Annotated in this window: 16 protein-coding genes; 9 read left to right on the top strand and 7 right to left on the bottom strand. The window is 72.2% G+C overall.

Annotation, left to right across the window (positions count from 1 at the left end; all coding sequences use genetic code 11):
- Window positions 1–9 precede the first annotated feature (9 nt).
- Both ABZ573_RS13350 and ABZ573_RS13345 read left to right on the top strand, forming a co-directional pair.
- Window positions 10–1,626 (top strand): hypothetical protein, encoded by a 1,617-nt coding sequence (locus ABZ573_RS13350; protein ID WP_358118174.1) that lies wholly within the window; start codon window positions 10–12, stop codon window positions 1,624–1,626.
- Between the two features lie 112 nt (window positions 1,627–1,738).
- Window positions 1,739–4,438: a hypothetical protein gene (locus ABZ573_RS13345; RefSeq protein WP_358118172.1), complete on the top strand. Its 2,700-nt coding sequence runs from the start codon at window positions 1,739–1,741 to the stop codon at window positions 4,436–4,438.
- A 21-nt stretch (window positions 4,439–4,459) separates the two neighbouring features.
- Here ABZ573_RS13345 and ABZ573_RS13340 read toward each other — a convergent pair whose 3' ends face one another.
- Both ABZ573_RS13340 and ABZ573_RS13335 read right to left on the bottom strand, forming a co-directional pair.
- Complete coding sequence (locus tag ABZ573_RS13340; RefSeq protein WP_358118170.1) at window positions 4,460–5,278, bottom strand: ABC transporter permease; 819 nt, start codon at window positions 5,276–5,278, stop codon at window positions 4,460–4,462.
- On the bottom strand, window positions 5,275–6,258 hold the full coding sequence (locus ABZ573_RS13335) for an ATP-binding cassette domain-containing protein (protein WP_358118168.1): 984 nt from the start codon (window positions 6,256–6,258) through the stop codon (window positions 5,275–5,277). The genes ABZ573_RS13340 and ABZ573_RS13335 overlap by 4 nt, the downstream gene beginning before the upstream one ends.
- Window positions 6,259–6,332: 74 nt before the next feature.
- Here ABZ573_RS13335 and ABZ573_RS13330 point away from each other — a divergent pair, with 74 nt between their 5' ends.
- Window positions 6,333–7,121 (top strand): TetR/AcrR family transcriptional regulator, encoded by a 789-nt coding sequence (locus ABZ573_RS13330; RefSeq protein WP_358118166.1) that lies wholly within the window; start codon window positions 6,333–6,335, stop codon window positions 7,119–7,121.
- 10 nt (window positions 7,122–7,131) lie between these two features.
- Window positions 7,132–7,641, top strand: a complete 510-nt coding sequence (gene def / locus ABZ573_RS13325) for a peptide deformylase (RefSeq protein WP_327028358.1) — start codon at window positions 7,132–7,134, stop codon at window positions 7,639–7,641.
- A gap of 50 nt (window positions 7,642–7,691) precedes the next feature.
- Here the strand turns inward: def and ABZ573_RS13320 are convergent, their stop codons facing one another.
- Window positions 7,692–8,468, bottom strand: coding sequence for a GNAT family N-acetyltransferase (locus ABZ573_RS13320; protein WP_327028357.1), 777 nt, complete (start codon window positions 8,466–8,468; stop codon window positions 7,692–7,694).
- A gap of 52 nt (window positions 8,469–8,520) precedes the next feature.
- Complete coding sequence (locus ABZ573_RS13315) at window positions 8,521–8,889, bottom strand: helix-turn-helix domain-containing protein (protein WP_151456047.1); 369 nt, start codon at window positions 8,887–8,889, stop codon at window positions 8,521–8,523.
- Window positions 8,890–8,989: 100 nt separating this feature from the next.
- Between ABZ573_RS13315 and ABZ573_RS13310 the strand changes: the two genes are divergently transcribed.
- Window positions 8,990–9,601: a malonic semialdehyde reductase gene (locus ABZ573_RS13310; RefSeq protein WP_327028356.1), complete on the top strand. Its 612-nt coding sequence runs from the start codon at window positions 8,990–8,992 to the stop codon at window positions 9,599–9,601.
- 43 nt (window positions 9,602–9,644) lie between these two features.
- On the opposite strand, the gene ABZ573_RS13305 is transcribed toward ABZ573_RS13310, so the two are convergent.
- Window positions 9,645–10,424 carry a TSUP family transporter gene (locus tag ABZ573_RS13305; RefSeq protein WP_327028355.1) on the bottom strand — a complete coding sequence of 260 codons (780 nt, stop codon included), beginning with the start codon at window positions 10,422–10,424 and terminating at the stop codon, window positions 9,645–9,647.
- Between the two features lie 192 nt (window positions 10,425–10,616).
- On the opposite strand from ABZ573_RS13305, the gene ABZ573_RS13300 reads away from it, so the two are divergent.
- Together ABZ573_RS13300 and ABZ573_RS13295 are read left to right on the top strand one after the other, a co-directional pair.
- On the top strand, window positions 10,617–11,396 hold the full coding sequence (locus ABZ573_RS13300; RefSeq protein ID WP_358118162.1) for an endonuclease/exonuclease/phosphatase family protein: 780 nt from the start codon (window positions 10,617–10,619) through the stop codon (window positions 11,394–11,396).
- A 103-nt stretch (window positions 11,397–11,499) separates the two neighbouring features.
- Window positions 11,500–13,080, top strand: coding sequence for an NAD(P)-binding domain-containing protein (locus ABZ573_RS13295; RefSeq protein WP_327028353.1), 1,581 nt, complete (start codon window positions 11,500–11,502; stop codon window positions 13,078–13,080).
- A gap of 49 nt (window positions 13,081–13,129) precedes the next feature.
- Here ABZ573_RS13295 and ABZ573_RS13290 read toward each other — a convergent pair whose 3' ends face one another.
- Window positions 13,130–14,242 (bottom strand): glutamate--cysteine ligase, encoded by a 1,113-nt coding sequence (locus ABZ573_RS13290; protein ID WP_358118160.1) that lies wholly within the window; start codon window positions 14,240–14,242, stop codon window positions 13,130–13,132.
- Window positions 14,243–14,525: 283 nt separating this feature from the next.
- Here ABZ573_RS13290 and ABZ573_RS13285 point away from each other — a divergent pair, with 283 nt between their 5' ends.
- A complete protein-coding gene (locus ABZ573_RS13285) occupies window positions 14,526–15,392 on the top strand; it encodes a tetrahydrofolate dehydrogenase/cyclohydrolase catalytic domain-containing protein (protein WP_358118158.1) in 867 nt (288 codons plus the stop codon).
- 145 nt (window positions 15,393–15,537) lie between these two features.
- Here the strand turns inward: ABZ573_RS13285 and ABZ573_RS13280 are convergent, their stop codons facing one another.
- On the bottom strand, window positions 15,538–16,548 hold the full coding sequence (locus ABZ573_RS13280) for a tyrosine-type recombinase/integrase (protein ID WP_358118156.1): 1,011 nt from the start codon (window positions 16,546–16,548) through the stop codon (window positions 15,538–15,540).
- A gap of 57 nt (window positions 16,549–16,605) precedes the next feature.
- On the opposite strand from ABZ573_RS13280, the gene ABZ573_RS13275 reads away from it, so the two are divergent.
- Entirely contained in the window at window positions 16,606–17,199 is a 594-nt protein-coding gene (locus ABZ573_RS13275; RefSeq protein WP_151456723.1) for an AAA family ATPase, read from the top strand.
- Window positions 17,200–17,484: the final 285 nt, after the last annotated feature.

Genomic DNA, 17,484 nt, shown 5'->3' with positions numbered 1-17,484 from the left:
ACTGTGCCGGTGGCCATCACCCTCACCGTCCGCGTGGTCGACGCCAACCTCGGCGCGGTGCCCGGCGCGCTCGTCGTGCTCGACGGGGGACAGGGGACCACGGACGCAGCCGGGCGCTGGAGCACCGTCGTGTCCCACCAGCCGACGGTGCCGCAGATCCGGGTCAGCCATCCGGCGTACGTCGCCGAGCGGGTGACCTTCACTGGAGACCTGCGCTCCGCCACATGGGACAACTCCCTCGCCCGCCGCGCGGTCTCCGGCGACGACGTGACGATGACCGTGACGCTCGGGCGGATGGATCCGTCGCCCGTCGTCACGCTCTCCGACGCCGACGTCACGCGGATCATGGCCAGCCGAGGGCGCGACCCGAGGGCCGCACGGGTCGTGGGCTGGCCCAACAACCCGAGGATCCACACCTACGCGGGGCACTACAACAACACGCTGACGTTCCGTCAGGCCAACCGGGAGCTGTTGAAGCCCGCAGCCGCCGCCGAGAGCGACGCGGGCTGGGACCGGTTCGGCGAGAAACGCGAGGTCACGGTCAACATCGCGGCGTTGAGCCGGTTCCACTTCCTGGAGTACGCCGCGACGCAGTCCGATCCGAAGTTCGTCGTCGCCGTGGTGTCGCCGAACCTGCCGGACCCCAAGCCCGTGACGAGTCTGGACTTCGTCGTCTACTGCAGCCCCAGCACCGGCGACTACACCGCCCGGTACCCGTACGGGCTGGTCAACGCGGCGGCGCCACTTCAGGAGTACCTGAACCTGGCCCGGAAGTACCTTCTCGACGAGGCCTTCTTCGCCTTCCAGTCGCTGGGCTGGGGCAACCGCTCGGTGCTGGTGATGCCGCTGTTCCCACAGGGGCAGTGGGGCCCGTTCGCGACCGGCGAGGGGCTGCTGCGGATGTTGCGTGAGGTCGCGGTGTTCCTGCACCGGCAGTGCCGCACCAGCAGCCTCGGGCTGCGCAAGCCCGACGCCACCGCGCACGAGCTGGCCGGGCCGAACCTGCGGACGATCTTCCCGCCGCTCTACTCCGGTGACTTCGGCACGGTGCCCGGCGTCGGGCAGGTGGCGGTCGCCGGCTTCAGCCAGGGCATCGGTGCGGTCAAGGCCCTCATGTCCGACCTCACCTTCCCGGTGGGGCTCAACTCCACGCTCTGGGGCGTGCCGATGGGTGGCGGCACCGACGGCCGGCGGGAGTGGGCCCGCGCGTTTCGCGAGGTGTGGGACCTCGACGGCCACCACAGCGGCACCGGCGGTTGGCGCGCCTACCTCGACCTGCTGCGGGTGTGGTTCAACCACGACCCGGGCCGGGTCGTACGCAGTTACCACTCGGGGGACACCGGCCCGCCCGACCCGCTGACGGACCCCCATCCGGTGTGGACGGACCTGCACGGCGCCGGCCTCGACCTCGACCGTCCGACGCCACCGGCACGGGGCGCGTTCTGGGCGCGGCTGCTGCAGAACGCCCGCTGGACGGACCTGCGGGTGTCGAACCCGTACGTGGACGGCAGTTCGGGACCGCAGTTGCCGGTGTTCCTCGACCCGCACCACACCATGCCCCGGATCGGGTTCTCGCACGCCCTGTCGATGACCACACTCGGCCGGGCGGCCGCGACGCGTCCCTAGGCCGCCTGCGGCGGGACCAGGACAGACGGACATCCGATTACGGCAGGATGCGAGCCCGTCACCGATCGTACGATCCTGGCGTCACCCCCCGCGCATCGGCCGAAGGGGCATCATGGCGATCACCGTCACGTTCAGCGGCAAGGCTTCCCTCGCCGGGGCCGACCCCGGCTACCGGATCTGGTCCTACACGATCGAGCCCAACCCGCCCGGGGAGATCCCGGCCAACCAACGGATCGCCCTCGGTCTGCCACGCGACATGGACGTCCGGGACCCCAGCGAGTTCCCGAACACCCCCGCGCTGGCCAACATGTTCCTGGTCCGCGAGGCCGGCTCGTCGCGTCAGTACGCCGGCCGGGTCACCAGCTCGGCGGGCACGCAGACCATCTCGTTCGTCGCTCCGGCCGCCGACGGCACCGCCGAGACGCTGCTGGTCAAGCTGGTGACCGGCCAGTCGCCGACTCCGCTGCCCTTCGCCAACGTCCCCGGCGGCACACCGGCTCCGGCGCAGGTGCTGACCGCGCCCGTCAACGGCCCGCCGGTGCACACCGGCCGGCCCCTGACCGCCTTCGCCGGCACCCTGCCGTACGCCAGCGAACTGTTCGGCATCTACCAGCCGCTGGCGGGCTGGTTCGGCATGCAGAGCGCGCTGCGCGTCGCCCACGGCGCCACCGACCGCGCCCTGGTGGACCTGAGCCACGAGTCGTTCTCCAGGGCCGCGGCCGCGAGCACGCTCGACGACGCGGCGCTCACCGCCCTGGCGGAGCACTTCGACGCCCCGATCCGTGGGGTGCTCTCGCCGGTCGGGCTGGTGAATCTCTTCCGGCAGTACTTCTTCGAGTTCGACACTTTCCTGGGTCCGCCCGCCGGGCACCTGTGGCTCAGCCCCGGCGGCACCGTGGAACTCGTCGAGACCAGCACGCGGCGCACCCTGGTCGAGAAGACCGCCGAGCAGTTCGAGGAGACCACCCGCAAGGTCGAGGAGAGCCTGACGGATCAGGAGGACATCGCCAACGCGGTCAAGGAGGACAACGCCAATGACACGAAGCTCGGCATCAGTGCCTCCGGTGGCGCCAACGTCGGTGTCTACCACGCGGACGCCAGCGCCAGCTTCAGCCTGAACGCCACCGTGAAGCGGTCCTCGGAGGAGACCCACAAGCACTCCCGTACGCAGAGCGCGAAGGTCACCAGCGAGATCAAGAGGAAACACAAGACGACGTTCAAGACGGTGACCGAGAGCACCGACCTGTCGAGCCGCCGCTACCTCGTGCAGAACACCACGGGCAAGCTGGTGAACTACGAGCTGCGGCGCAAGATGCGCAAGGTCGGTGTGCAGGTGCAGCACATCGGCGGGCGGCTGTGCTGGCAGGTGTACCTCCCCGGGCCGGGCCGCAACCTGGGCCTGGGGGATCTGGTGCACATCGTCGCGGCGCCGGACCTCACCGCCCTGCGGAAGCCGGAGCCGCCACCGCCGCTCGTGGCCAGGACGACCGCGTTCACCGGGACGTTCCCCATCCGGAAGGTGCGGGCCACCCAGGACCCGCCGGAAGCGAACATGGAATTCGTGCACCACACCGCCCCGGACGCCGAGGGGATCACCGACCACGACAACGCCATCCACGCGGTGGCCCGCATCGACTTCACTCCGTCGCCGCCCGAGCGGGGCTACAAGCTGAAGGACGCGCGACTCGTCTCTGTCGCACCGGGTCGCGCGTTCGTGCCCGACCTGATCCGCACCAACCAGGAGCAGACCGGCTTCGCGGTCTTCGCGAAGTTCTTCCACTCGGGCGACCTCAGCCCGATCAGCCTGACCTTCGACGTCACGTGGGACCCACCGCAGACCAACGACGCCCACGACCGGTACAACGAGGAGATGAAGGCCTACCAGGCGCAGGTGGCGGAGCTGCAACGCACGGCGTACGCCTCGGCCGTGCGGGACCGGCTCGGTCTGCTCAGCGCCATGCGCCCACGGCCGTCGCAGGACCTGCGCACCGAGGAACGCCAGGCGATCTACGGGAGCCTGATCCAGAAGCTGAAGCCGTTCGACCTGTTCGCGGACCTGTATCTGGGCTCGGAGCTGCTCCGGCAGATCTTCGACGTCGACGAGATGCTGTACTTCGTGGCACCGGACTACTGGCGGCCCCGCGAGGTCACCCCGCCGCCCACCACTGCGCCGGCGCCTGCCCCGCCCACCCACACCAGCCTCGGCAAGTACCCGGTGCGGGACCCGAGCGTCCTCGCGGATCGGACCGTGGTCACCTGGTACTCCCACACCGACAAGACGAACGCGATGAATCCGGACGGCACGGTCTCCGACGAGTGGCGGGTGAACTACCTCATCACCGAGCAGACCCAGCCGGCCCCCTCGGGGAGCTCGCTGGGCTGGTTGATCCAGGCCGACGGCGACGCGCGCCGCAACGAGTTCCTCAACGCCGCGTGGGCCAAGGCGGTCCTGCCCGTACGACCCGGGCGCGAACAGGCGGCGCTGGAGTGGCTCAAGCAGGCCAACGTGGAGGGGCAGGCGGCGCTGGGGCTTCCCTACCCGTTCCAGGAGGGCGATCCCGAGGAGTGCCGGAACAAGACGGTCGGGCAGGTCCTGAACATCCTCGCGCTCAAGTTGCAGAAGGACAACACGCAGATCGCCAACACCCTCGTCGCCGAGAAGGTCTTCGAGACCGGGTTCGACCCGCTCGACGGCGGCTTCCGCCCGGCGGCCCCGTACGAGGTCTTCGACCAGTGGATCGAGGTGCTGCCCACCGACCAGGTGGTGGCGGTGGAGGTGAGCTACGACCCCAGGACCGGCCAGCAGCTGTGACGTCACCGGCTCGGGCCTCCGTCACCGGCCGAGCCCGCGGTACCGACGTACCGCCAGGGGCCCGAACACGGCGGTCAGCAGCAGCGGCCAGGCCACGGCGAGCGCGACGGCGTGCTGCGCGGCGAACGACTCGCCGCCCCAGCCGGGGTTGCCGAACAGTTCCCGGCAGGCCGCGACGGTCGCCGACAGCGGGTTGTACCCGGCGACGGCGGCGAGCCAGCCGGGCATGGTGTCGGGGGAGACGAACGCGTTGGAGGTGAACCCGACCGGCCAGACCAGGATCTGCAGCACCACCACCGACCCGGGTGCGCGCAGCACCAGCGCCAGATGGATGCCGACCCAGATCAGGGCGAAACGCAGCAGCAGGAGCAGCCCGACGGCGGCCAGCGCCGCCGGTGCCCCGGCCCGCCACTGCCAGCCGACGGCGACCCCGCAGGCGAGCATGACGGCCAGAGCGGCGGCGCAGTGCAGCAGGTCCGCGGCGGCCCGGCCGGTGAGCACCGCCGAGGGTGTCATCGGCAGGGACCGCAACCGGTCGGTGACGCCGCGCGCGGTGTCGGTGGCCACGGCCGCGTACGTCGACTCGACGCCGAAGAGCACCGTCATGGCGTACATGCCGGGCAGCAGGAACTCCCGGTAGTCGCCGCCGCCGGGCACGCTCATCGCGCCGCCGAACAGGTAGCCGAACATCAGCACCATCAGCACCGGGAAGAGCAGCCCGACGACGAACTGCCCGGGTTGGCGCCGCCAGTGTGCCAGCGCCCGACCGGTGAGGGTGACGGTGTCGGCGACGGCCCAGCGCAGGCGCTGCGGCACGGGGTGCACGCCGGTCGTGCTCATGCGCCCACCCTGTCCTCGTCGGGGCGGGTGGTGGGGGAGTGGCCGTCGGTGAGCCGCAGGAACACCTCGTCGAGGGTGGGGCGGCGCACCGCGACGTCGGCGGCGGTGAGGCCGGCGTCGTCGAGGGCCCGCAGCACGGCGGCCAGTGCGGCCACCCGCCCGGTGACGGCGACGCTGAGGCGCAGGCCCGCCGCGTCGACGAGCGGGGTCGCGGCGACGGCGGCGCCGACGACGCGTACCGCCCGGTCCAGGTCGTCGGCGCGGGTCAGCACGACGTCGACGCGGTCGCCGCCGAGCGCGGTCTTCAACTGCTCGGGGGTGCCGTCGGCGACGACCCGTCCGGCGTCGACGACCCGGACGGTGTGGGCGAGCTGGTCGGCCTCCTCCAGGTACTGGGTGGTCAGCAGCACGGTGGTGCCGCCGGCGACGAGCCGGCGCACCGCGTCCCACACCTGCGCCCGGGCGCGCGGGTCGAGGCCGGTGGTGGGTTCGTCGAGGAAGAGCACCGGCGGGTCGAGGATCAGGCTCGCCGCGAGGTCGAGGCGGCGGCGCATCCCACCGGAGTATGTGCCGACCGGCCGGTCGGCGGCGTCGGTCAGGTCGAAGCGGGCGAGCAGGTCGGTGGCCCGGGCGCGGGCCCGCGCGCCGCCGAGGTGGTGCAGCCGGCCGAACAGGACCAGGTTCTGCCGGCCGCTGAGCACCTCGTCGAGCGCGGCGTGCTGGCCGACCAGGCCGATGCGGGCCCGGACCCGCTCGGGATGGCGCAGCACGTCGGCGCCGGCCACCCGCGCCGCGCCGGCGTCGGGCCGCAGCAGGGTGCTCAGCACCCGTACCGCCGTGGTCTTGCCCGCCCCGTTCGGGCCGAGCAGGCCGCACACGGTGCCGGCGGGCACCGTCAGGTCGAGGCCGGCGAGGGCCTGCGTGCCGCCGTAGCGCTTGCGCAGTCCCTCCGCCTCGACAGCCGGTCCGTCGTGGTGCATCAGCGCCCCTCCACCCACTCGACTCGTACGCCGTACCGTACGGCATACGGTACGGCGGACGATACAGTGCCGGGATGACGACCGAGTACAGCGGCACCGGCGACCCCGCGCGCAGCCTCGCCCTGCTCTGGCGTACCCGCGAACGCACCAGCCGCAAGGGCCGGCCCGACCTGTCGGTGGACCGCATCGTGCGCGCCGCCATCGAGGTGGCCGACGCCGAGGGCCTCGCCGCCCTGTCCATGCGCCGCGTCGCCGAACGCCTCGGCGTCGGCACCATGTCCCTCTACACCTACGTCCCCGGCAAGGGCGAACTGCTCGACGTCATGCTCGACACCGTCTACGGCGAGACCGCCCGCCCCGACGACGTGTCCGGCGGCTGGCGGGAGCGGCTCACCCACGTCGCCCGCGAGACCTGGGCGCTCTACCTGCGCCACCCCTGGCTGCTGCAGGTCGCCACCACCCGCCCCCCGCTGGGCCCCAACGTCATCGCCCGCTACGAGTACGAACTGCGCGCCGTCGACGGCATCGGCCTGACCGACCTGGAGATGGACGCCGTCGTCACCCTCGTCTCCGGCTACGTCCACGGCGCCGTGCGCAGCGCCGTGGAGGCCGCCCAGGCCGCCGCGCGCACCGGCATGACCGAGCAGCAGTGGTGGCAGGCCCACGCCCCCTACCTGGAGAAGGCCCTCGACCCGCGCCGCTACCCCCTCGCCGCCCGCGTCGGCACCGCCGCCGGCCAGGAGTACCAGGCCGCCGCCAACCCCCACGGCGCCTTCGAGTTCGGCCTGGCTCGCATCCTCGACGGCATCGAGGTCCTCGTCGCCACCCGCCCGGACGCCGCCGCCACGACCGGCGAGCGATAACCTGGCCGACATGACGATGCGCCCCATCAGGATCATCGGTGACCCCGTGCTGCGCACCCCCAGCGAGCCCGTCACCAGCTTCGACGCCGAACTGCGCGCCCTGGTCACCGACCTGATGGACACCCTGCTCGGCGCCCCCGGCCGCGCCGGCGTCGCCGCTCCCCAGATCGGCGTCAACGCCCAGGTGTTCGTCTACGACGCCGACGGCCACCGCGGCCACCTGGTCAACCCGACGCTCGAGCTGTCGGAGGAACTGCAGGACGACGACGAGGGCTGCCTGTCCATCCCGGGGCTCTACTTCCCGACCAGGCGCGCCCTGCACGCCACCGCCCACGGCTTCGACCAGCACGGCGAGCCGCTGACCATCTCCGGCAGCGGTTTCCTCGCCCGGGCCCTGCAACACGAGACCGACCACCTCGCCGGCCGCCTCTACGTCGACACCCTGCGCGGCGACACCCGCCGCAAGGCGCTGCGGGAGATCCGCGCCGGCCGCTTCGACTCACCCAGCCGCCGCGGCTGACCCGCCCGCACCCTGCACGCCCCCGACGCCCTGGTCGTCGGGGGCGTGACTCAGCTGTCGTGGGGGCGCAGCGCGTACTCGCCGTAGTCGGCCACCCGGGTGAAGCCCAGCCGCCCGTAGAGCCGCAACGCCGCCGCGTTGTCCGCCTTCACGTTGAGCGTGACGTGCGTGACGTGCTCGCGCAGCCGCCGGCACAGCGCGGCCACCACCGCTCCGGCCAGCCCCCGCCCGCGCAGCCGGGGATGGGTGGTCACGTTGCCCAGCGCCGCCACCCGGTACGCGGGGGAGAACACGTGCACCCCGGCGACCGCCACCAGCTCACCGCCGTCGCGCACGCCCACGTACTGGCCGGTGTCGAGCATCCGCGGGTCGAACCAGTTGCCCGGGTAGGCCACGTCGTACAGCCGGCGCAGCGCCGGCAGGTCGTCGGCGTCCAGCACCGATCCCGCCGGGGTCACCGTGTCCAGCCGCGCCGCGTCGGTCAGGGCCATCCGGTGGTGCGGGCCGGCCGCGTCCATCCGGAACATCCCGGCCAGGGCCGGCTCCAGGCCGGGGGACAGGTGCGCCCACAGGCGGGCCGGCAGCACCGGCGCCATCTGGCGCAGCAGCGCCGCCAGCCGGTGCACCCGTGGCGGGGCCGCGAACGCCAGCAACGTGGGCGGGTCCGCGCCGTGGTAGAGCAACGCCACCTCCTCGTCGTGGCGGAACCAGGAGGTGTACGGCCAGAAGAAGTCGTCCAGGTCACCGAGCTGGTACGCGTGCAGCACCGGGTCCCGCCCGAGCAGCGCGGCCAGGACGGTCCGGTCGTGTTCGGCGCGTACCGGCATCCGCCGATGATCACACATCCGGCGCGGGGCGCTCCGCCCGACGCCGGCGTGCTCAGCAGCCCGACGGGGTGGCCGCCTCCGGCTCGGCGGGAAGGTTCTCGTGCGCCCACCGGCCCAACGCGTCGAGCACCGGCAGCAGTGCCGCGCCCGGCCCGGTGAGCTCGTAGCTCACCCCCACCGGGGGACCCTGCCGGACGCTGCGGCTGACCAGCCCGATCCGCACAAGCTCGCCCAGCCGGTCGGAGAGCACGGACTCGCTGATCCCGGGCAGGGCGCGGGTCAGCTCGGCGAAGCCGGCCGGCCCGTCGGCGAGGGTGCTCAGGAGCATGCCGTTCCACCGCTTGCCGAGAAACGCGAAGGCCCGGGCGACGCCCCCGTCACACGTGCGGGGCGTGTCGCCCACCTGTGGCCTGACCGTCATGACCCCAGGATACGGCGGACATCCCCCGAACAAGGGACTAGTAAAAAGCTAGCTGCTACCGTAGCCGAAGCAAGTCCGCCGATTCGATGGAGACACCCCGATGACCGACGTCCACTCGCCCCTGATCAACCTGGACCCCGAGGCCCAGGCGCTGCTGTTCACCGACGCCCGCACCGCCAACACCTTCACCGACGAGCCGGTCACCGACGAACAACTCCAGGCGATCTTCGAAATCGCCAAGTTCCCACCCACCGCCGCCAACACCCAGCCCCTGCGCATCCTCTACGTGCGCCCCGGCGACGCCCGCACCCGCCTGGTCGCCCACATGAGCGAAGGCAACAAGGCCAAGACCGCCAGCGCCCCCATGGTCGCCGTACTCGCCGCCGACACCGACTTCCACGAGTTCATCCCGCAGGTCTTCCCCATCCGGCCCCAGATGCGCGACGACCTCGCCGACAAGCCCGAGGCGCGCGAGCGCATGGCCCGCTTCAACGCCACCCTCCAGATCGGCTACTTCCTGCTCGCCGTCCGCGCCGCCGGCCTCGCCGCCGGCCCCATGGCCGGCTTCGACGCCGCCGCCATCGACCGCGAATTCTTCGCCGACAACACCTGGAAGACCCTGCTCGTGGTCAACATCGGCCGCCCCGGCGAGAACGCCTGGTTCCCCCGCCTGCCCCGCCTCGACTACACCGACGTCGTCCGACACGCCTGACCCGGCGACCACCGGGGGACCGACGAGCAGTGGGTGGCGACCGTCAGGCCGCCACCCACTGGTCGAAGCCCAACTTGCCGACCAACGCCAGCACCACCACCAACAGCACCACCCGCACGAAACCCGAGCCACGCCGCAACGCCATCCGCGCCCCCAACGCCGCCCCCGCGATGTTGCACACCGCCATCGCCGCCCCCAGCAGCCACCACACGTGCCCCGTCGCCGCGAACACCGCCAACGCCCCCAGGTTCGTGCCCACGTTCACGACCTTCGCCATCGCCGAGCCGTGCACGAAGTCCGCCCCCACCAGCGCCGTGAACGCCACCACCAGGAACGTCCCCGTACCCGGACCCACCAGCCCGTCGTACAGGGCGATACCCACCCCCGCCACCGCGACCGCCACACCCACCCGCACCCGGGTACGCCGATGCGGCTGCGCCACCACCCCCAACCGCGGACGCAACACCACGAACGCCGCCACCGACACCAGCACCACCAGCACCACCGGCCGGTACGCCGACGCCGGCACCGCCCCCGCCAACGCCGCACCCACCCCGGCGCAACACATCGCCAGCACCGCCGACGGCCCCGCCACCGCCCAGTCGATCTTCGTACGGCGCGCGTACGTCACCGCCGCCGTCGTCGTACCCGCGATCGCCGTCAACTTGTTCGTGGCCAACGCCGACGCCACCGGCATCCCCGGCGCCGCCACCATCAACACCGGCAACAACAGCAGACCACCACCACCCACCACGGCGTCGATCCAACCGGCCATCGCGGCCGCGGCGAGCAGGGTCGTCAACGACAGGGGATCCACATCCACGGGCCGCCATTCTGCCCACCACCACCCACCCCACGACGCCGCCTGTGGCCAGCCTCACCGGAACCGCAGGTCACCGACCCCGCGCCCGACGCAGCCACACACCCACCGCCGACAACGCCACGAACAACAGCACCGAGCACAACAACACCTTCAACACCCGGCAACCCTCCCACGGCCACGTAGGGTGCAAGCGTGCGCCTGGCCACCTTCAACCTGCTGCACGGCCGATCCCTCGCCGACGGACTCGTCGACCCCGACCGGCTCACCGCCGCCGTCACCGCCCTCGACGCCGACGTCCTCGCCCTACAGGAAGTCGACCGCGACCAGAGCCGCAGCGGCAAACTCGACCTCACCGCCATCGCCGCCCGCGCCCTCGACGCCGGCGAACACCGCTTCGCCGCCGCCGTCGTCGGCACCCCCGGCGAACAGTTCCGCCCCCTCACCCACGACGACGACGGACACGGCGAACCCTGCTACGGCGTCGGCCTCGTCACCCGCCACCGCGTCCACACCTGGCAGGTCACCCGACTGCGCCCCGCCCCCGTACGCTCACCCGTCTACGTCCCCGGCCCCCGCGGCGGACTCATCCTCCTGCGCGACGAACCCCGCGTCGTCCTCGCCGCCGTCCTCGACACCCCACACGGACGGCTCACCGTCGCCGCCACCCACCTGTCCTTCGTCCCCGGCTGGAACGCCCACCAACTCCGCCAGACCGTCCGCGCACTGCGCACCCTGCCCGCCCCACGGATCCTCCTCGGCGACCTCAACCTGCCCGCCGGCGCCGCCCGACTCCTCACCGGCTGGCACCCCCTCGGCCGCCGCCCCACCTACCCCGCCGGGCAACCCCGCGTCCAACTCGACCACATCCTCGCCGACCGCCACAGCCTCGACCAGCTGCCACCCGTCACCGCCGTACACACCCCCCTGTCCACCATCTCCGACCACCGCCCCCTCCTGGTCGACCTCGGCTGACCGCGCACACCGCAGGGGAGGCGACACCACTCACCAGCGGTCGCGTCACCGTCACCCCACCCAGCGTTGACACCAACCCGCCACATCGGCGAAGGTCTCTGGCGTGACGGCACCCACCCCAGGCCCGACGAGCCACCACGACCCCACCACCGAACACCACCGGTACGTCATCATCGGAGCCGGACCAGCCGGCATCCAACTCAGCTACTACCTCCAACAGGCCGGCTGCGACTACGTCACCCTCGAACGCGCCCCCGCACCCGCCGAATTCTTCCGCCACTTCCCCCGCCACCGCCGGCTCATCTCCCTCAACAAGGTCCACACCACCAGCACCGACCCCGAGATCCGCCTGCGCTGGGACTGGAACTCCCTGCTGCACGAACCCGCCGACCTGCCCTTCGCCAAGTACAGCAGCGAATACTTCCCCCACGCCGACGACATGGTGCGCTACCTCACCGACTTCCAGCGCTACCACCAACTCGCCGTACGCTTCGACACCCCCGCCAACCGGATCGAACGCCTCGACGACGGCTTCCTCGTCCACACCCCCGACCGCGTCCTGCACTGCCACTGCCTCATCGTCGCCACCGGCTGGGGCCGACCCAACATCCCCGACATCCGCGGCATCGAACACGCCACCGGCTACGAGGACATGCACACCGACCCCGCCGCCTACGCCGGCCAACGCGTCCTCATCCTCGGCAAGGGCAACTCCGCGTTCGAAACCGCCTCCGCGATCCTCGGCCACGCCGCCATGATCCACCTCGCCAGCCCCCGCCCACTACGCCTGGCCTGGAACACCAAACACCCCGGAGACGTCCGCGGCCACCACGGCGCCGTCCTCGACAGCTACCAGTTCAAGACCCTGCACTCCGTACTCGACTGCGTCATCGACGAGATCCGCCCCCTCGACAACCGCTACCAGGTGCACCTCACCTACACCCACGCCGACGGCGAAACCGCCGTCATGGACTACGAAACCGTCCTGCGCTGCACCGGCTTCACCATGGACACCAGCCCCTTCGACCCCACCTGCCGACCCGACATGGTCCCCAGCGGCCGCATGCCCACCACCACCGGCGACTGGCAGTCCACCAACATCGACGGCCTCTACTTCGCCGGCACCCTCGCCCAGGACCGCGACCTCAAGAAGGCCTCCTCCGCCTTCATCGACGGATTCCGCTACAACCTGCGCACCCTCACCGCCCTGCTACGCGAACGCTACGACGGCGTACCCCTGCCACACACCCTCGTCGACCCCGACCCCGACACCCTCACCACCCTCGTCCTCGACCGGGTCAACTGGAGCTCCGCCCTCTGGACCCAGTTCGAATTCCTCTGCGACGCCCTCGTCGTCGACCCCCACGGCCAGCTACGCCACTACACCGACCTGCCCGAAGACCACGTCCGCGCCCGCTTCCACGACCACCCGCACTACTACACCGTCAGCCTCCGCTGGGGCCGCGACGACTACGGCGACGTCTTCGCCATCGAACGCCACCCCCAACCCGACCGCGCCGCCGAAAGCGCCTTCATCCACCCCGTCATCCGCCGCTACCACGGCGACACCCTCGTCGACGAACTCCACCTGCTCGAAGACCTGCTCGCCGAATGGCGCCGCCCCGACCGCCACGTGACACCCCTGCGCGACTACTTCACCCGCGAACTGCACCGCCACCGCTGACCCGGGCACACCCGCACCCCCCACCACCGGGCCAACCTCGACCACGCACCTACGCCGGCTGCAACTCGTCCACCACCGTCTGCGCCACCAGAAAATCCACCACATCCGTCAACCGACCCCGCCGACCCGCCGCCGCCCGCTGCCGCACCGCACCACCACCCACCGCCAACAACCGCTCCGACCAGCCCCGCACCAGATCCTCGTCCCCACACGCCCGCAACACCGGCGCCAACCACGCCACCACCTCACCCAACACCTCCCGCGCCGGACGCAACCGACCCGAACCGACCTCCGGCAACGAACCCGCCAACCCGTCACGCGCCGCCCGCCAGTACGCCGCCCGCAACCACTCCCCGGCAACCTCCGGACCGTGATCACCCCGATCCACCGCCTCCAACCCCCGCACCACCAACGCCCGCACCAACGCCGCCACCAACGCCGACTCCTGCGCCGACACCGGCACGTCCGACACCCGCACCTCCAACGTCGGATGCGTCACCGACGGCCGGATGTCCCAGAACAACGTCCCCGGATCCACCACCGCCCCCGCCGCCGACAACATCTCCACCACCCGCTCGTAGTGAGCCACCGACGTGAACCGCGGCGGCGGCCCCGCCACCGGCCACCGCGACCAGATCATCGACCGCCAACCCGCATAACCCGAATCCCGCCCCTCCCAGAACGGCGAATTCGCCGTCAACGCGATCAACAACGGCAGATACGCCCGCAGATGATTGCTCACCAGCAACGCCCGCTCCCGATCCGGCAACTCCACGTGCACGTGCAACGCACAGATCGCCAACTCGTCGTGCAACCCCCGGAACGTCGCCGTACCCCGATCCTGCCGCGGCCCCCGCGTCACCGGCGGCGCCGTCGCACCCGGCAACACCGGCGTACCGGTCGCCACGATCCGCAACCCGTCGACCGCCGCGCACTCCGCCACCACCCGACGAGCCTCCACCAACTGCTCCAACAACCCCCGCACCGACGCCGTCGGATCCGTCCTGGTCTCCACGTGCAACGTCGTGATCTCACCCGACACCCGCGAACCCAACCGCGCCACCGCCCGATCCACCACCGCCCCCGCACCCGGCACCACACCCCGACTCACCGGATCGACCAGCAGGAACTCCTCCTCCACCCCCAACCGCGGACCCGACACCACACCATCCCCGCCGACCTGCACCGGCACCACGGCCTCCACTCACGACACCCGGGCGAGCGCCCGACACGGACAGGCCGACAGGGTAGCCCGAACCAGTGACCAACGGGACACCCACAGTCAGTACGCCGACGCGGCAGCCACCCACCGGGACACGCCACACCCGACCCCCTGTGGCAAGCTGACCCCAGACGCGACTGGCGGCCAGAGGATGGGCACCAAACCATCGGGGAGCTCCACGCGCGGAGGTCGACCGCCTGGGCCCCGCCGGCAGAGGAGCACCATGCCCACCGCCCGACTCCTGCCCGGCACCCCCGTCGCCGACCACATCCTCACCGACGTCGCCGCCGGCGTCACCGCACTGCGCGCCGCAGGCACCACCCCCGGCCTCGCCACCATCCTCGTCGGCGACGACGACGCCAGCGCCGGCTACATCCGCATCAAGCAACGCCAGGCCAGCGAACTCGGCTTCGCCTCACCCCACGTACACCTGCCCGCCACCGCCACCCAGGCCGACCTGCACCACGCCATCGCCGACTTCAACACCGCACCCGACGTGCACGGACTGCTCATCCAGCACCCCATCCCCGCACACCTCAACTACGACCGCGCCCTGCAGACCATGGACCCCGACCTCGACGTCGACGGCATGCACCCCCTCAACATGGGACGCCTCGCCCTCGGCCTGCCCGGACCCCTGCCCTGCACACCCGCCGGCATCGAAGCCCTGCTCGCCTTCCACGACATCCCCGTCGCCGGCCGCAACGTCGTCATCCTCGGCCGCGGCGCCACCCTCGGCCGCCCCCTCGCCCTGCTGCTCACCCAGAAACGACCCACCGCCAACGCCGCCGTCACCGTCGTGCACACCGGCGTCCCCGACTGGGCCACCCACACCCGACGCGCCGACATCCTCATCGCCGCCGCCGGCGTCCCCGGAATCATCCAACCCGAACACGTCCGCCCCGGCGCCGTCGTCATCGGCGGCGGCGTCCGCTACGAAGGCCGACGCCTCCTACCCGACGTCGCCGAAACCTGCGCCGACGTCGCCGGCGCCATCACCCCCCGCGTCGGCGGCGTCGGCCCCACCACCGTCGCCATGCTCTTCCGCAACGCCCTCGACGCCGCCCGCCGCGCCACCGGCCACGCCTGACCGTCCCCGGCCCGGCGTCGGGGTCCCCGACGCCGGGCCGACCGCCCCTCGGCGGCCACGCCCGACACCCGCACGGCCATGGGCGCGCGCTCCGACGAGCCCGCCGGCCGGGCACCGCGCTCCGCGACGCCCGCCGCGTACCGCCTCACGACCGCGCGTCGCCCTCCGCCGCCACCAACCCCGCCAACGCCCGATTGGTACGGTTGGACCGCACCGCGGCGCGCTGCTGCCCGGCCGTCACCTCGATGTACGTCTGCGACGACGCCAACGACGCGTGACCCAGCAACCGCATGATCTCCGCCGCGCTCGCTCCGTCCTCCGCCAACCGCGTCGCGAAGGTGTGCCGCAACGCGTGCAATCGCGCCCCCCGCGGCACCCGGTCGGTGATGCCCGCCCGCCGGTAGCAGGACTCCACCAGATACTGCAGCCCGCCCCGGCGCAGCGGCTCACCCTGCCGGTCCACCAGCAGCGGCGCGTCCGGCCGCACCGTACGCGACCCGAACCGCCGCACCCGGCTGTCCAGGTAGCCCGCCAGGACCCCGTCCAGCTCCGGCTCGATCGGCACCACCCTCGGCCGCCCGCCCTTGCCGGCCACGTCGACCCGCCGCTCGCCCGCACGGCCCGTCAACGATCCCACCCGCAGCGCCAGCAGCTCCGACAGCCGCAACCCCGCGCAGAGCGCCAACGCCAGCACCGCCAGGTCGCGCTCCGGCCACGGGTCGCGCTGCCGGCCCTCCTGCCGGGCCACCGAGGCGAGCAGCTGCTCGGGGGTGTCCGCGCCGCGCAGCGGCTTGGGCTGGGGGAGAGGCGCCCGGGGACGACCGACCGCCGGCATCGGGTTGCCGGCGACCACCCCGTCGGCGACCAGGAAGGAGAAGAAACTGTTCCAGGTGGACCACGCCCGGTGCACCGACGCGGCCGCGCGGGGAGCGGCGAACCGGGCGAATGCCGCGCGCATGACGCGGGCGGTGAGGGCGGCGACGGGCAGCGCGTCGAGGGGGAGGGGAGGGGTGCTCTCCTCGGCCGCCAGTTCGGCGACGGCGCGCAGGTCCCGCCGGTACGCCTCCAGTGTGTGGGGGGAGGGCTTGCGGGTCGCGCGGGCTGTCAGGAACTCCTCGATGAGCTGCCGTACCGATTCGTCCTGTTTGTCATGCATAAGGGATATTATGCAGCATTTTCGGGTTCGCCGGCAACGGCGGGAGAGGGGGAGAGCATGCGGCGGTACGTACTGACGGGTGCGCCGGGGGCGGGCAAGACGACACTCGCCGACGCGCTGCGTCGGCGCGGGTGGGACGTCGTCGCCGAGGCGGCCACCGACGTCATCGCGGCCCAGCAGGGGCGGGGCGTCGCCGAACCGTGGCGGGAGGCCGGGTTCGTCGACGCCGTCGCGCGGCTCCAGCGGGAGCGCCGCGAGGCGCCCGGGGCGTACGGGTCGGTGCAGGTCCACGACCGGTCGCCGCTGTGCACGTTGGCCCTCGCGCAATATCTGGGACGCCCGCCGGGGCGCTTGCTCACCGAGGAGGTGCGGCGGGTGCTGCGCGACGGCGCCTACCAGCGGCAGGTGTTCCTGGTCGAGCCGCTGGGCTTCGTGACACCGAGTGCCACCCGCCGGATCGGCTACGCCGAGTCGCTGGCGTTCGCCCGCGTGCACGAGGAGGTCTACCGGGCGCACGGGCACCACCTGATCGCGGTGCCGCCCGCGCCGGTGCAGGTGCGTGTGGCGCTGGTGGAGACACACCTGCGGCACTTCGCCGACCTGCCGTCGGACCGAGCCGAGGGAGGGCCCGATCCGGCTTACTTGACATAATGTACATTATCGAATCGGTGAGAACAGGCGCTCGGACGCCTGCGCAACCGCGCGCACGTTGGCAGCGCGGGCTGCACGCCAACGGCCGTGACCGGTTGGCGCGGCTTCGACCGGCGATGTCGTCCTCAACCGGTGCGGTCACCCTGACGTTCAGCCAGACCTAAGCCGCTGTCGCGGGTCGGCCGCACCGTCACCGGCCTGTGCGGGCCGCCACCCCGGGCGCCAGGCGACACGTCGGTGACCGGCCCTGGGGTTCCCTCTCGGTCCGCGATGATCACGGCGGGG

The sequence above is a fragment of the Micromonospora sp. NPDC007220 genome (assembly GCF_040634035.1).
GTDB lineage: Bacteria > Actinomycetota > Actinomycetes > Mycobacteriales > Micromonosporaceae > Micromonospora > Micromonospora reichwaldensis.
This window is presented reverse-complemented; position numbering and strand designations above follow the sequence as displayed.

Coding starts and splice junctions, on each gene's coding strand:
- ABZ573_RS13320 (WP_327028357.1), bottom strand. CDS start 8,468: ATGCCGGTACGCGCCGAACACGACCGGACCGTCCTGGCCGCGCTGCTC.
- ABZ573_RS13340 (WP_358118170.1), bottom strand. CDS start 5,278: ATGAGCACGACCGGCGTGCACCCCGTGCCGCAGCGCCTGCGCTGGGCC.
- ABZ573_RS13310 (WP_327028356.1), top strand. CDS start 8,990: ATGACCGACGTCCACTCGCCCCTGATCAACCTGGACCCCGAGGCCCAG.
- ABZ573_RS13280 (WP_358118156.1), bottom strand. CDS start 16,548: ATGCATGACAAACAGGACGAATCGGTACGGCAGCTCATCGAGGAGTTC.
- ABZ573_RS13330 (WP_358118166.1), top strand. CDS start 6,333: ATGACGACCGAGTACAGCGGCACCGGCGACCCCGCGCGCAGCCTCGCC.
- def (WP_327028358.1), top strand. CDS start 7,132: ATGACGATGCGCCCCATCAGGATCATCGGTGACCCCGTGCTGCGCACC.
- ABZ573_RS13315 (WP_151456047.1), bottom strand. CDS start 8,889: ATGACGGTCAGGCCACAGGTGGGCGACACGCCCCGCACGTGTGACGGG.
- ABZ573_RS13345 (WP_358118172.1), top strand. CDS start 1,739: ATGGCGATCACCGTCACGTTCAGCGGCAAGGCTTCCCTCGCCGGGGCC.
- ABZ573_RS13285 (WP_358118158.1), top strand. CDS start 14,526: ATGCCCACCGCCCGACTCCTGCCCGGCACCCCCGTCGCCGACCACATC.
- ABZ573_RS13275 (WP_151456723.1), top strand. CDS start 16,606: ATGCGGCGGTACGTACTGACGGGTGCGCCGGGGGCGGGCAAGACGACA.
- ABZ573_RS13335 (WP_358118168.1), bottom strand. CDS start 6,258: ATGCACCACGACGGACCGGCTGTCGAGGCGGAGGGACTGCGCAAGCGC.